At 61.8% G+C, this 12,970-nt stretch carries 11 protein-coding genes and 1 riboswitch; of the genes, 9 read left to right on the top strand and 2 right to left on the bottom strand.

Translation table 11 applies throughout. The annotated features are described in order from the left end of the window. Positions 1–68: 68 nt before the first annotated feature. Positions 69–1,823, bottom strand: coding sequence for an NFACT RNA binding domain-containing protein (locus Q4T40_09745; GenBank protein ID MDT8901523.1), 1,755 nt, complete (start codon positions 1,821–1,823; stop codon positions 69–71). A gap of 253 nt (positions 1,824–2,076) precedes the next feature. Between Q4T40_09745 and Q4T40_09740 the strand changes: the two genes are divergently transcribed. The 3 genes from Q4T40_09740 (at position 2,077) to Q4T40_09730 (ending at position 7,166) form a co-directional block, all read left to right on the top strand. After that, a complete protein-coding gene (locus Q4T40_09740; protein ID MDT8901522.1) occupies positions 2,077–4,818 on the top strand; it encodes a cation-translocating P-type ATPase in 2,742 nt (913 codons plus the stop codon). Between the two features lie 39 nt (positions 4,819–4,857). Beyond that, positions 4,858–5,706: a diaminopimelate epimerase gene (gene dapF / locus Q4T40_09735; protein MDT8901521.1), complete on the top strand. Its 849-nt coding sequence runs from the start codon at positions 4,858–4,860 to the stop codon at positions 5,704–5,706. 224 nt (positions 5,707–5,930) lie between these two features. Then, positions 5,931–7,166 (top strand): LL-diaminopimelate aminotransferase, encoded by a 1,236-nt coding sequence (locus tag Q4T40_09730; GenBank protein MDT8901520.1) that lies wholly within the window; start codon positions 5,931–5,933, stop codon positions 7,164–7,166. Positions 7,167–7,210: 44 nt separating this feature from the next. On the opposite strand, the gene Q4T40_09725 is transcribed toward Q4T40_09730, so the two are convergent. Further along, the gene (locus Q4T40_09725) at positions 7,211–8,278 is read right to left on the bottom strand and encodes an HD-GYP domain-containing protein (GenBank protein ID MDT8901519.1); all 1,068 of its coding nucleotides are present in this window, start codon (positions 8,276–8,278) and stop codon (positions 7,211–7,213) included. A gap of 226 nt (positions 8,279–8,504) precedes the next feature. Between Q4T40_09725 and Q4T40_09720 the strand changes: the two genes are divergently transcribed. The 6 genes from Q4T40_09720 to coaBC all read left to right on the top strand — a co-directional run bounded on the left by Q4T40_09720 (position 8,505) and on the right by coaBC (position 12,806). After that, on the top strand, positions 8,505–9,089 hold the full coding sequence (locus tag Q4T40_09720; GenBank protein MDT8901518.1) for a hypothetical protein: 585 nt from the start codon (positions 8,505–8,507) through the stop codon (positions 9,087–9,089). A gap of 414 nt (positions 9,090–9,503) precedes the next feature. Continuing rightward, the gene (locus tag Q4T40_09715; protein MDT8901517.1) at positions 9,504–10,388 is read left to right on the top strand and encodes a YicC/YloC family endoribonuclease; all 885 of its coding nucleotides are present in this window, start codon (positions 9,504–9,506) and stop codon (positions 10,386–10,388) included. 68 nt (positions 10,389–10,456) lie between these two features. Then, positions 10,457–10,726, top strand: coding sequence for a DUF370 domain-containing protein (locus tag Q4T40_09710; protein MDT8901516.1), 270 nt, complete (start codon positions 10,457–10,459; stop codon positions 10,724–10,726). Between the two features lie 24 nt (positions 10,727–10,750). After that, positions 10,751–11,371, top strand: a complete 621-nt coding sequence (gmk, locus tag Q4T40_09705) for a guanylate kinase (protein MDT8901515.1) — start codon at positions 10,751–10,753, stop codon at positions 11,369–11,371. A gap of 16 nt (positions 11,372–11,387) precedes the next feature. Beyond that, the gene (rpoZ, locus tag Q4T40_09700) at positions 11,388–11,594 is read left to right on the top strand and encodes a DNA-directed RNA polymerase subunit omega (GenBank protein MDT8901514.1); all 207 of its coding nucleotides are present in this window, start codon (positions 11,388–11,390) and stop codon (positions 11,592–11,594) included. A gap of 9 nt (positions 11,595–11,603) precedes the next feature. After that, entirely contained in the window at positions 11,604–12,806 is a 1,203-nt protein-coding gene (gene coaBC, locus Q4T40_09695) for a bifunctional phosphopantothenoylcysteine decarboxylase/phosphopantothenate--cysteine ligase CoaBC (protein ID MDT8901513.1), read from the top strand. A 51-nt stretch (positions 12,807–12,857) separates the two neighbouring features. Next, positions 12,858–12,962: riboswitch (SAM riboswitch) on the top strand. The last annotated feature ends 8 nt before the right edge of the window (positions 12,963–12,970 follow it).

Genomic DNA, 12,970 nt, shown 5'->3' with positions numbered 1-12,970 from the left:
TAATAGTATTTTATCATAAAACCATAAAGAAAATAACGGTTGAGAAAAGGGTAAGACGATGCGATGTCTTAGCCTTTTTTGTTTACGAGCATTTGTTTGACGGCTTGTTCGTCGGGGGTGACGTAGAGGGTTTTCTGGCGGTCGTAGATGACGAAGCCGGGTTTGGCGCCGGACGGTTTTTTGACGTGGCGGCGGCGGGTATAGTCGACAGGGACGGTGGCCGAGGCGCGGGCCTTGGAGTAGTAGGCGGCGAGCATGGCGGCGGCGGCGAGGGCCTCGGGGGCGGGTTCGCGGCCGGCGGTTTTGAGGATGACGTGGGAGCCCGGGATGTCTTTGGTGTGGAGCCACAGGTCGTCGGGGCCGGCGTGCTTGAAGGTGACGAGGTCATTCTGGCGGTTGTTGCGGCCGATGAGGATGGGTGTGCCGTCGGGGGCCGCGGCCGCTAGGGGGGCGGCGGGCGGCGCGGGGCGGCGTTTGCTTTTTTCTTTGATGTAGCCGCCCTGGACGAGCTCCTGGCGGACTTCGCTTATTTCGTCGAGGACGGCGGCCTGGTCGAGGGATACGGCAACGCTGTCGAGGTAGGCGAGGTCGGCGCGGCATTCGGCGAGCTGGGCGGCGAGGCTCTGCTGGGCCCGTTTGGCTTTGTTGTATTTGACGTAGTGACGTTTGGCGTTGGCGACCGGGCTGAGGAGCGGGTCGAGGGGGATGGCGAGAGGAGCGGCGGCTTCGTCGTAGAGGTTGGGGAGGATGACCTGGGCGGCGCCGGCCGGGACGGTGTGGAGGTTGGCCATGAGGAGGTCGCCGTAGACGCGGTATTTATCGGCTTCGTCGGCGGCGGCGAGCTCGGCGGCGAGGATGGCTTCCTTGCGGGCGAGGCGGGCCGTTTCCTGGACGAGGAGTTTCTGGAGGACGGTTTTTTCGGGATTGGCGGGCTGGCCCTGAAAGTTGGCGGCGTATTCGACGGCGGCGGCCATGGTCGGGAAGGGGCGGAAATCGCCGGCGAGGTGCTCGGGCCGGAAGGCGGCGAGGGCGAGAAGTTTGCCGCCGTCGGCGCTGAGCGCGACGGTGGGCTGAGTTTCGCCGGCCGCGAGGGGGGCGGCGATGCTGGCGATGGCTTCGTCGAGGGCGGCGGCGTCGGCGCCGTCGAGGGCGGCGACGGGGTGGTCGGCGGGGAGGCCGGCGCGCCAGGCAATTTCCCTGGCGGTGACGGGGCCTACGCCTTCGGCGGCGGCGACGATGGCTTTGGCGAGACCGAGGGTGCCGTGTTCCCGGCGCAGGGCGGCGACGAAGGCGGCCGGCTCCGTGGCGAGGATGTCGGCGCGGGGCTGGCCGGGGGGAAGGAGGTAGGGGCGGCCGGGAAGGATATGGCGGACGCGGCTGATGCTTGCGCCGACGCGGCGAATGGCGTCGAGGACTAGGCCGTCCTGGACAAGGATGATGTTGCTGTGTTTGCCCATTATTTCGAGGATAAGCTGTTTGGTGACGATGAGGCCGCCTTCGCCGCGGGTGTCGACGGCGATGGCGACGACGCGGTCGAGGCCGTGCTGGGCGACGGAGGCGATCCGGCCGTCTTCGAGGTGCTTTCTGAGGAGCATGCAGAAGGCGGGCGGTACGGCCGGGTTCTCTGGCAGCGCGGACGGCAGCCAGGCGCCAGCGCTTTCGGGGCTGGCGGACAGGAGGAGGGCGATGTTTTCGCCCGGCTGGCGAAGCCAGACGCCGAGGCGGAATTTATCGGGCTGGGATATTTTGTCGATGCGGGCGCCGGCCAGCCGTCTGTCGAGTTCGGCTACCAGGGACCGCAAGGAGAGGCCGTCGATGTTCATGGGAACCTCCGCTTGCCAGGTTTTCTCAATACAGTATAGCACCGCCCGCTGCGCAGGGTCAAATAGGCATAGCGGCTCCTTTTTTGGAATATCATGGTTAGAGAAAGGCCGTTCAGAAACCCCCAGATGCAAGGCGGCTCTGCCAAGCGTGCCGCGACGCGTACGACCGTACGCTAGCAAGCGCTTGGCGGATAACGACGCAGATGGGGGTTTATCAACGGCCGCCACGTACAAGGGGTGAAAAACTGTGGAGATGTGGCATGCGAGAAGCGCGGACGACGCTATCAGCTACTGGCGCACCGACAGCGGCGAGGGACTGACGAACGCCGAGGCGGCGGCGAGGTTGAAGCTGTTCGGGTACAACGAGGTGGCGGAGAAGGAGCGGCCGGCCTGGTGGCGGCGTTTGCTGGCCCAGTTCCAGGATTTCATGGTGTTGGTGCTGTTGGCGGCGACGCTGATTTCCGGATTGTTGGGCGAGTATGCCGACGCGGTGACGATTTTGGCGATCGTGGTGCTGAACGCGGTGCTGGGGTTTGTGCAGGAGCACCGGGCTGAGCAGTCGATGTCCGCCTTGCGGAAACTGACGGCGCCGACGGCCCGCGTTGTCCGCCACGGCTGCATCCAGCACGTGCCGGCCCGCGAGTTGGTGCCTGGCGATATTCTGCTGCTGGAGCCGGGAGACGTGGTGGCGGCCGACGGCCGGTTGGCGGAGACTGCCAATCTGGAGGCCGAGGAGTCGGCGTTGACGGGCGAGTCGCTGCCGGTGCGCAAGCTGGCCGACCGGGTGTATGACGAGAATGTGACGGTGGGCGACCGCAAGAATATGGTGTACGCCGGGACGGTGGTTACCCGCGGCCGGGGGACGGCGGTCGTGTGCGGGACGGGGATGAATACCGAGGTCGGACAGATCGCGACGCTTATCCAGTCGGCGACGGAAGACGAGACGCCTTTGCAGCGGCGGCTGGATCATCTGGGGCGGTGGCTGGTGTGGGGCTGCCTGGGGGTGTGCCTGGTGGTGGTGGCTACCGGGGTGGCCAGGGGCGAGCCGCTGCTATTGATGTGCATGACGGGTATCAGCCTGGCGGTGGCGGCCATCCCCGAGGGGCTGCCGGCGATCGTGACGGTGGCGCTGGCGCTCGGGGTGCAGCGGATGATCCGCCGAAACGCAATCGTGCGGAAGCTGCCGGCGGTGGAGACGTTGGGCTGCACGACGGTGATCTGCTCGGATAAGACGGGGACGCTGACCCAGAACGCGATGACGGTGCGGCAGGTTTACTGCGGCGGGAAAACGTACGAGGTGAGCGGGGCCGGCTTCGAAATCAAAGGCGAATTTTTCCTCGACAAGCAGGAATTCGATGCCAAAAAGGATAAATGTTTACTGCAATGCCTGGCTGTCGGCTGTTTGTGCAACAACAGCGTGCTGAAGCAGGGCAGTGTAGGCATATCCGGACTGTGGCGCAAGAAGGGCGCCCGCGGCTGGTCGGTGGAGGGAGACCCCACCGAGGGTGCGCTGGTGGTGGCCGCCGGCAAGGCGGGCGTCTGGCGGGCCGATATCGAGAAGCGGGAGCGCCGTCTTGCGGAGATTCCGTTTGAGGCGGAGCGCCGCCGGATGGCGGTGGCCTACGGCGGGCCGGAAGGCGCGGTGCTGTATGTGAAGGGCGCGCCTGACACTGTGCTCGAGTTGTGCCGTTACTGGTTCGACGGAACTGTCGAAAGGCCGCTGACGCCCGAGCTTGCCGCAAGCATCGCCGCCGCCAATGAGGCGATGACGAACGGGGCTCTGAGGGTGCTGGCGCTGGCGTACCGCCGCCTGGCTCCGGCCGAGGCCGCGCACGTGGCCGAGGAGGCGGAACGGGAGCTGGTTTTCACCGGGCTGGCGGGGATGATCGATCCGCCGCGCCCGGAGGTGAAGGAGGCAATCGCCCTGTGCCGCCAGGCCGGCATCGGGACGGTGATGATCACCGGCGACCACCGGAATACGGCGGTGGCGATCGCCCGCGAGCTGAGGATGTTCCGCGACGGCTCGTCGCAGGCGTTGACGGGGGCTGAGGTGGATGCGCTGAGCGAGCGCGAGCTGGCGGCGGCCGCTGCCAGGACGACGGTGTACGCGCGGGTGTCGCCGGCCCATAAGCTCAGGATCGTGAAGGCGCTGAAGAATAAGGGCCATATCGTCGCTATGACGGGAGACGGCGTGAACGACGCCCCGGCGGTGAAGGAGGCCGATATCGGCGTGGCCATGGGCTTGTCGGGCACTGACGTGACCCGGGAGGCGTCGGCGATGACGCTGGCTGACGACAATTTCGCGACGATCGTGGCGGCGGTGGAGGAAGGCCGCGGCATTTACGACAATATCAGGAAGTTTATCCGTTATCTGTTGGCGTGCAATATCGGCGAGGTGCTGACGATGTTCCTGGCCGCGCTGGCGGGGCTGCCGCTGCCGCTGCTGCCGCTGCAGATTCTGTGGGTGAATCTGGTGACCGACGGGTTGCCGGCGATGGCGCTGGGGGTGGACCCCAAGGCGCCGGATACGATGTACCGGCCGCCGCGCAATCCGGCGGAGAGCGTTTTTTCCCGCGGTTTGGCGCGCAAGATCGTTTTCCGCGGCGTCCAGATCGGGCTTACGACGGTGCTGGTGTTCGCGGGCGTTTATCTGACGAAGGGCGATCTGGCGCTGGCGCGGACGATGGCGTTCGCCACGCTGGTGTTCTGCCAGTTGTTCCATGTTTATGACTGCCGGTCGGAGATTCTGACGATTTTCGAGCTCGGCGTGTTTACCAATAAGTATCTCCTGCTGGCGACCTGCTGTTCGGCGCTGATGCAGACGGCGGTGATCCATCTGCCGCCGCTGAACGCGATTTTCGGTACAGTGCCGCTGGGACTTAAGGAGTGGGCGATCGTGCTGATCGTGGCCGGCTGGACGGCGCTGGTCGGCGGTCTGCGCCATCTGCTTTTGCGGCGGCGGCCGCCGGTGCGTTCCGCCTTCAGCCGGGTATAATATAGATAAGAAGCATTTCGTTTTTGACGGAGGGATATTATGCAGTTTTCTAAGTGGCATGGCGCCGGCAACGATTTCGTGATCGTGAACGGGTTTAAGGAGAAGGTGGCGGGGCTGGATCTGGCCGCCGCCGGTCGCCTGGTGTGCGACCGTCATTTCGGCGTGGGGGCTGACGGTCTGGTGTTCGTGCTGCCGTCGGACAGCGCCGATTTCCGGATGCAGATCATCAATTCGGACGGCAGCGAGGCGGAGATGTGCGGCAACGCGACCCGCTGCGTCGCCCGGTATTTGTATGAGCAGGGCTTGACCGACAAGACGAAGGTGACGCTGGAGACGCTGGCGGGGCCGATCAGGCCGGAGCTGGTGTTCACGGACGGCAAGGTGAGCGGGGTGCGGGTGGATATGGGCAAGCCGCGCTTCAAGCGCGGCGAGATTCCGATGAGTGGACCGGCCGAGGACGGGGCGGTGAATGTGCCGGTGACGGTCGACGGCCGGACGTATTACGGCATCGGCGTGAATATGGGCAACCCCCATTTCGTTATTTTCCTCGACGAGGATGTGAGGAAGGTCGAGCTGCCGGTGACGGGGCCGAAGATCGAGACGGACGCGCTTTTCCCCCGCAAGACGAATGTGGAGTTCGCCAATGTGCTTAGCCGCGGCGAACTGAGGATGCGGGTGTGGGAGCGGGGCGCGGGCGTGACGCTGGCCTGCGGCACGGGGACGTGCGCCACGGTGGTGGCGGGGGCCTTGAGCGGGCGCTGCGACCGGACGGCGCAGGTGCATCTCGACGGCGGCGATCTGACGATCGAGTGGGCCGAGGATGACCGGGTGTTTATGACTGGCCCGGCGGTGGAGGTATTCCGCGGCGAGTTCTTGCTTAGAATATAAAGGGAAGGTGCCTAGAAAGTCCATCTGCTGTGTTGCCCCTGCGGGCGCTTGCCAGCGTACGTTCGTGTACGCTGCGCGTCCTCGGGGCGGCCTGCACATTGCACGAGCGATTATCCACGACTGGCTACGGGGTAATCAGGACGTGCATCTGGAGCTTTCTAGACACCTTCGTACAGTATGAGCGAGATAATATTTTTAGGATAATAATTTGGGGGGATTTTTCGATGGCTTTGATTAACGAGAATTATCTCAAGCTGCCTGGCAGCTACCTGTTCGCGGAGATCGGCCGGCGCGTGGCCGCTTTTAAAGCCGCCAACCCGGAGGCCAACGTTATCCGCCTGGGGATCGGCGATGTGACGCGGCCGCTGCCGTCCGCCGTTATCGAGGCGATGCACGCGGCGGTGGACGAGATGGCTAAGTCTGAGAGCTTCCGCGGCTATGGGCCTGAGCAGGGCTATTCCTTCCTGATCGAGAAGATCATCGAGAACGACTATGCCGCTCGCGGCATCAAGCTGGATACTGACGAGGTGTTCGTGAGCGACGGCGCGAAGAGCGACGTGGGCAACATCCAGGAGATTTTCGGGGTGGGCAATACGGTGGCGATCACCGACCCCGTTTACCCGGTTTACCTTGACACGAACGTTATGGCGGGGCGCACGGGCGCACTGGGCGGCGACGGCCGGTTCGAGGGCATCGTTTATTTGCCGTGCACGGCCGAGAACGGTTTCCTGCCCGCTTTGCCTGCGGTGAAGGTGGACATGGTTTATCTGTGCGTGCCGAACAATCCGACCGGCACCGCGCTGCCGAAGGCGGAACTGAAGAAGTGGGTGGATTGGGCGAAGGCCAATAAGGCGGTCATCATCTATGATTCCGCGTATGAGGCTTATATCCGCGAGCCCGAGGTGCCGCACAGCATCTACGAGGTGGAGGGGGCCAAGGAGGTTGCGATCGAGCTGAGGTCGTTCTCGAAGACGGCCGGCTTCACCGGCACCCGCTGCGCGTATACCGTGGTGCCCAAGACGGTGATGGGGTACACGAAGGCCGGCGAGGCCCAGCAGCTCAATAAGATGTGGAACCGGCGGCAGACGACGAAGTTCAACGGGGTGCCGTACGTCGTGCAGAAGGGCGCCGAGGCTGTATATTCGCCGGCCGGCAAGGAGCAGGTGAAGGCGACGGTCGATTATTATATGACGAACGCGGCCATCATCCGCGAGGGTTTGAAGAGCGCCGGCCTGGAGGCTTACGGCGGCGTGAACGCGCCTTATATCTGGCTGAAGACGCCGAACAACCTGGATTCGTGGGCGTTCTTCGACAAGCTGCTCGGCGAGGCCAATATCGTGGGTACGCCCGGCAGCGGTTTCGGCCCGTCGGGCGAGGGCTATTTCCGCCTCACGGCGTTTGGCAACCGCGAGACCACGGAAGAGGCGATCAGCCGGATCAAGACGCGGCTGAAGCTGTAGGATATAGGATAATTGAGAAGCGGCCCGCATTGCGCGGGCCGCTTTTATGTTGTTTTTGTGGCGAGGATCTGGATTTTAGGGTGGTCGGCGAGGCTGATTTCCCTGGCAGGGGTGTAGGGGCTGCCGTCGGGGTGGGCGATGAGGCGGACGACAGGTCGCTGCGGTGTTTCCTCGGGGACGGCGGCAACGATGCCTGTTTCTCCGGTGTTGAGCATTACGCGCATGCCGGCGATGTAGATGGCGAGCTTGGAGAGGAAAAGCTCGCCGAGGTAGGCGTCGAATTCGTTGCCCAGGCCGGAGTGGATGGTGTCGTAGATGGCGTCGGGGGCCATGGCACGCCGGTAGGGACGGTTGACGGTGATGGCTTCGTAGACGTCGGTGATGGCGAGTATTTTGGCGTAGGGCAGGATCTCGGAGCCTTGAAGCTGGCGGGGGTAACCCTGGCCGTTGACTCTTTCGTGGTGTTGCCAGGCCATGTGGGCGACGAGGCTGGAAAGCTCTCCCCGCCTGGAGATGAGGGATTTGAAGCCTTGTTCGGCGTGGACTTTAACGACCGCGTATTCCTCTTCGGTCAGCCGGCCGGGCTTGTTGAGGATGATTTTTTCGATGAACATTTTGCCGACGTCGTGGAGGAGGGCGCCGGCGGCCACTTCTTTGATCTGGGGGATGGTGAAGCCGGCGATTCTGGCGAGGATGGCGGAGTAGATGGAGCAGTTGAGGCTGTGGGCGAGGGTGTCGTCGTCGTGGGTCATGATGCCTGACAGGTGGATGGTGAGGTTCTTCTGCATGAGGAGGTCTTCGACGATGTCGGAGGCGACGCTGTCGACGGCGTCGGGGGCGAAGGTGTCGCCGCGGGCGATCTGCTTCATGGTGGTGTCGAGGACGGCCAGCGCCCGTTGCTGCGTTTGGATGGAGAGGTATTCGGGGGTGTGAATGTCGGGATGGTCGGGGTCTTTTACGAAGATGGTGCTCACGCCGAGCGCCGTAAGTTTGCGGAGGTATTCCTCGGTCAGGGTGACGTCCGGGGCAAGAAGTATCGTGCCGGCGCCGTTCATTATATATCGGGCCAGGAGCATCCCGGGTTTTGCCTCGGAGAGGGGAATCTGGCGCATGGCGTCCTCCTTAATGGACATCTTTCCTTATATCTTACCGAAAGTTACATTGTTAGACAATATTAGACAATGATTTTTGGGGTATTTTTTTGGTATTACTATTTGATTATCGCAGAATAAAAACATATTATGTTGCTCTTGGGGAAGCGGGCTGTCCGGAAAAAGTGGCAAGTTTTTCGCGCGGGGGCATATATATTAGCCGAGATGTGCTTGGGAGGTGGGGATCGTGAGAAGTGTCGCTCTGTGGGTGGCGATGATGCTGCTGCTGACCTGTCCGGCACTGGCGGTGGCGCCGGTTGACCAGAACATGGTCAAGGCTGCCCAGGATTATGGACGGAGCAAGGCGGATATGCCGCTACCCCTGTTCTTGCAGCCGTGGACCGTGTATGAGGAGAACGCGCCCCGGCTGGATGACATGACCGAGAGGGTCTGCCTTTATACGCCTTTTCTCCTGCTGGCGTCGGACGCCCGCGACCGGACGGCGGCCGGGGAGGCGGTGACAGTTTCCGACGCCGGGAAGGTACTGGCCGATTATAAGGGATATGTCATTTTCGGGGTTACGCTGTCCGGAGAGAGGGCCGATTTCGCCGGCAGGGTGTCCGCCAATCTCCGCCAGGGACGGAAGACTTTCCGCCCGAAGCTTGTGCACGCGCCGCCGGTGGCGGTCGAGGCGGCGGAGGGTTATCAGGCGATGGTGTATTTGTATTTCGCCAGCCGGGATGTGGCGACGGAAAAGCCTGCGCAGCTGACGGTGGCGGCGGCTGACGGCCGCAAACGGGTTTTTGGGATTCCGTTCGCAGGGTATAGGTAGACGAAAAAGAGATTTTCAAGGATAAAGAAAAGATTTAGGCTGTTGAGAAGTCCCATATGCTAGGTTGCTCCGAGGATGCGCAGGCTGTTCCGGTCAGGAAGCCGAGCCAGCGCCCGGAATAGCAGGCGCACGCCACTTAGTGGCGATGCGGTCGCTTTTCCCGCTTGAAGAGCGAGCCGCCTGCGCATCATGGGGTTTTATCAACGGCTGTTTTATTTGTGGTTGAAAAAAGGATTTATACGCAGCTAGGGCGAAGTAAAATTGGAAAAATCGGGTTTAGGCGATTTTTTCGTTGCGTATAGGATACAATATGGGGGCCGCCCGCCGGGGCGGGAGCTCTGCCGGGGAGCCTCGCCGCGGCTGATTAAACTGCCGGTTATCGCAGATAATAGATGCTAAAGGATGGTGCATCGGGTGCTTAAGAGTATGACGGGGTTCGGCCGGGGAGAGTTTATGGATGCCGAACATCGTTTGGTTGTCGAGGTGAAGGCGGTTAACCACCGCTATAATGAGATCGTTATCCGCATGCCGAAAAATCTCGGTTCGCTGGAGGACAAGATCCGCAAGACGGTTGCCGCTACGTTGCAGCGGGGCCGGATCGACGTTTTCGTGACAGTGGACGAGTATGGGGAAAAGAACCGGGGGGTAAGGGTTGACAAAGAATTGGCAATCGCTTACCATAAAGCATTGAAAGAGCTCGGCGAGCTTCTCGGTGCGCCTGTGGAGGAGAGCGTCCACCAGGTCGCCCGCTACCAGGATGTGCTGCGGGTGGAAGAGGTTTCGACCGATGTCGATGGGCTATGGGCCAAGCTGCAGACGGCGGTTGAGACGGCGGTGCAGAATCTAATGGCGATGCGCCTGGCCGAGGGGACCAGCATCGAGCAGGATATGGCGGCCCGGATCGACGCTATCGCCGGGTATGTGGATGCCGTGGAGGAACGGGCGCCGCAGGTGCTGAGCGAGTATCGCGAGAAGCTGCTGGGCAGGATGCGTGAGCTGCTGGCGGCGGTGGGGGCCGAGCCGGACGAGGCGCGCCTGCTCCAGGAGGCCGCGCTGTACGGCGACCGGATCAGTATCGCCGAGGAGTTGGTGAGGCTGAGGAGCCATCTGCGCCAGTTCAAGGATACGTTGGCTTCCGGGGAGGCTGTGGGCCGCAAACTGGATTTCATTGTCCAGGAGATGAACCGGGAGACGAATACGATCGCCTCGAAGGCCAATGATTTTACGGTGGCGAATGTGGTGGTCGAAATTAAAAGTGAGATCGAGAAGGTCAGAGAGCAAATCCAGAACATAGAGTAATATAGGGTAAATCGCGGCGATTTCGGCCAATAGGGTCTTATATAAACGACTGGGAGGAATTCAAGGGTATGGATATCAAGCTAATCAACATCGGCTTCGGCAATATCGTGTCAGCCAATCGCATCGTCGCTATCGTCAGTCCCGAGTCGGCTCCCATTAAACGCATCATCCAGGAGGCCCGCGACCGCGGGATGCTTATCGATGCGACCTACGGCCGTAGAACCCGTGCGGTGATTATCTCTGACAGCGATCATGTGGTGTTGTCGGCGGTTCAGCCCGAGACGGTGGCTCATCGCCTGGTGAGCAAGGAATCGAGCAGCGACGACGCCGCGGAGTAGGTGGCCGAAGGGAGTAGCTTATCTATGGCGCGGCACGGTATTCTGATCGTTCTTTCCGGTCCTTCAGGGACCGGTAAGGGCACTATTTGCAAAGAGTTGCTTGCCCAAAACGAAAATTTGCATTATTCGATTTCGGCTACGACCCGCTCTGCCCGCCCCGGGGAGGTAAACGGGGTTAATTATTGGTTCGTGGCCCCCGACGAGTTCCGTACGATGGTCGAGCAGGATGAACTGCTGGAGTGGGCCGAGGTTTACGGCAACTGTTACGGTACTCCTCGCCGCTGGGTGTCGGATATGCTGTGGAGCGGCCACGATGTCGTTCTGGAAATCGATACCCAGGGTGCGATGCAGATTAAGAAGAAGTTTCCCCAAGGGGTGTTCGTTTTCATTATTCCCCCGTCGCTGAAGGAGCTGGAGGACCGTATCGTCAAGCGCGGCGCCGACAGCCCGGCGGTGATCGCCAAGCGCCTGGGCTGCGTGCAGGGTGAACTGGGTTTTGCCACGCAGTATGATTATGCGGTGGTGAATGACGAGGTGGCGACGGCGACGGCCAAGATCGCCGCGATTATTGTCGCGGAGAAGTGCCGTATGGAGCGTAACAGCGATTTGATTGAGGCTATCGGCAAGAGAGGCAGCATAGATTGAGTAGAGGGGGGCTTTTATGATTCATCCGTCTTTGGATACGCTTGTCGACAAGGTCGACAGTAAGTATACGCTGGTGGTGCTTGCCGCCAAGCGGGCCAGGGAGATCATGGACGGCGAGGAGTCGCTGGTGGATTCGCGTTCCAACAAGCCTGTGACGGTTGCTCTGGAAGAGGTTGCCCAGGGCAGGATCGTGTACGAGAGGACGAAGTCGGGCATCAAGTAGGTGAGTTTCATGCTTGCAGGGAAATGCGTCGTCCTGGGTGTGTCGGGAGGCATCGCCGCTTATAAAGCGGTTGAGGTGGCCAGCCGGCTGAGGAAGCAGGGGGCGTCGGTTTATGTCGTGATGACGCGGGCGGCGACTAAATTCGTGACGCCGCTCACTTTTCGCGAAATCAGCGGTAACCCGGTTGTGACTTCGATGTGGGATGAGCCGAAAAATTGGAATGTGGAGCATGTCGCGCTCGCTACGCGGGCCGATTTGTTTTTGGTCGCGCCGGCGACCGCCAATGTTATCGGCAAGCTCGCGGCCGGCATCGCCGACGATATGCTGACGACGACGCTGCTGGCGACGAAGGCGCCGGTGGTGCTGGCGCCGGCGATGAATTGCAATATGTATCTGAACCCGCTGGTACAGGCCAATATCGCCAAACTTACCGGGCTGGGGTATCATTTCATCCCGCCTGATGAGGGGCTGCTGGCCTGCGGGGTGGAAGGTCCCGGACGGCTGCCGGAGCCGGCGGCGATTGTCGACAAGGTGGCCGCGCTGCTGGGGGCCGGCGGTGGAATGGCGGGGAGGAAGGTGCTGGTTACGGCCGGCCCGACCCGCGAAGCGATCGATCCGGTCCGGTATATCAGCAATCATTCGAGCGGCAAGATGGGCTACGCCATCGCCAGGACGGCGGCCGCACGCGGCGCGGACGTGGTGCTGGTGACGGGGCCGACGGAGCTTGCGCCGCCGCCGGGAGTTAGGGTGGCGCGGGTGGAGACGGCGGCCGAGATGATGGCCGCGGTGCTGGCCGAGTTTGACGACTGCGACGTTGTGGTGAAGGCGGCGGCGGTGGCGGATTACCGCGTGCAGGCGCCCGCCGGGCAAAAGATCAAGAAGCGGGATGACGAGCTGGCGCTAACGCTGGTGAAGAACCCCGATATTCTTGCCGAGTTGGGCCGCAGGAAGCAGGGCCAGCTGCTGGTGGGGTTCGCGGCGGAGACGGAGGAGCTTGTCGGTCACGCCCGCGATAAGCTGACGCGGAAAAATCTCGATATGATCGTGGCTAACGATGTGACGCTGCCGGGCGCGGGCTTCGGCGCGGACACGAACATTGTCAAGCTGCTGTACCCTGACGGCCGGGTGGAGGAGTACGGACGTACGGCCAAGGATGAGTTGGCTGGGATAATTTTAGATAAAATTTGCGTTTTGTTAACAAATAGGCATTGATTTTTTCGTTGGTTTCCGATACAATTTTTTACGGTAAAACTACATATGTTATACTCATCAAGAGTTGGTGGAGGGACTGGCCCGATGAAACCGCGGCAACCACCCCTATGGGGGAACGGTGCCAATTCCGGCGGGGTAATGCCCGCGAGATGGGAGAGTGGTTT

Source organism: Selenomonadales bacterium 4137-cl (assembly GCA_032334055.1).
Lineage (GTDB): Bacteria > Bacillota > Negativicutes > Sporomusales > UBA7701 > Anaeroselena > Anaeroselena agilis.
This window is presented reverse-complemented; position numbering and strand designations above follow the sequence as displayed.

What these genes read in the sequence shown, in the direction of transcription:
- Q4T40_09745 (MDT8901523.1), bottom strand. Translation starts at nt 1,823, where the DNA reads ATGAACATCGACGGCCTCTCCTTGCGGTCCCTGGTAGCCGAACTCGAC.
- Q4T40_09740 (MDT8901522.1), top strand. Translation starts at nt 2,077, where the DNA reads ATGTGGCATGCGAGAAGCGCGGACGACGCTATCAGCTACTGGCGCACC.
- gmk (MDT8901515.1), top strand. Translation starts at nt 10,751, where the DNA reads ATGGCGCGGCACGGTATTCTGATCGTTCTTTCCGGTCCTTCAGGGACC.
- Q4T40_09730 (MDT8901520.1), top strand. Translation starts at nt 5,931, where the DNA reads ATGGCTTTGATTAACGAGAATTATCTCAAGCTGCCTGGCAGCTACCTG.
- Q4T40_09710 (MDT8901516.1), top strand. Translation starts at nt 10,457, where the DNA reads ATGGATATCAAGCTAATCAACATCGGCTTCGGCAATATCGTGTCAGCC.
- dapF (MDT8901521.1), top strand. Translation starts at nt 4,858, where the DNA reads ATGCAGTTTTCTAAGTGGCATGGCGCCGGCAACGATTTCGTGATCGTG.
- Q4T40_09725 (MDT8901519.1), bottom strand. Translation starts at nt 8,278, where the DNA reads ATGCGCCAGATTCCCCTCTCCGAGGCAAAACCCGGGATGCTCCTGGCC.
- coaBC (MDT8901513.1), top strand. Translation starts at nt 11,604, where the DNA reads ATGCTTGCAGGGAAATGCGTCGTCCTGGGTGTGTCGGGAGGCATCGCC.
- rpoZ (MDT8901514.1), top strand. Translation starts at nt 11,388, where the DNA reads ATGATTCATCCGTCTTTGGATACGCTTGTCGACAAGGTCGACAGTAAG.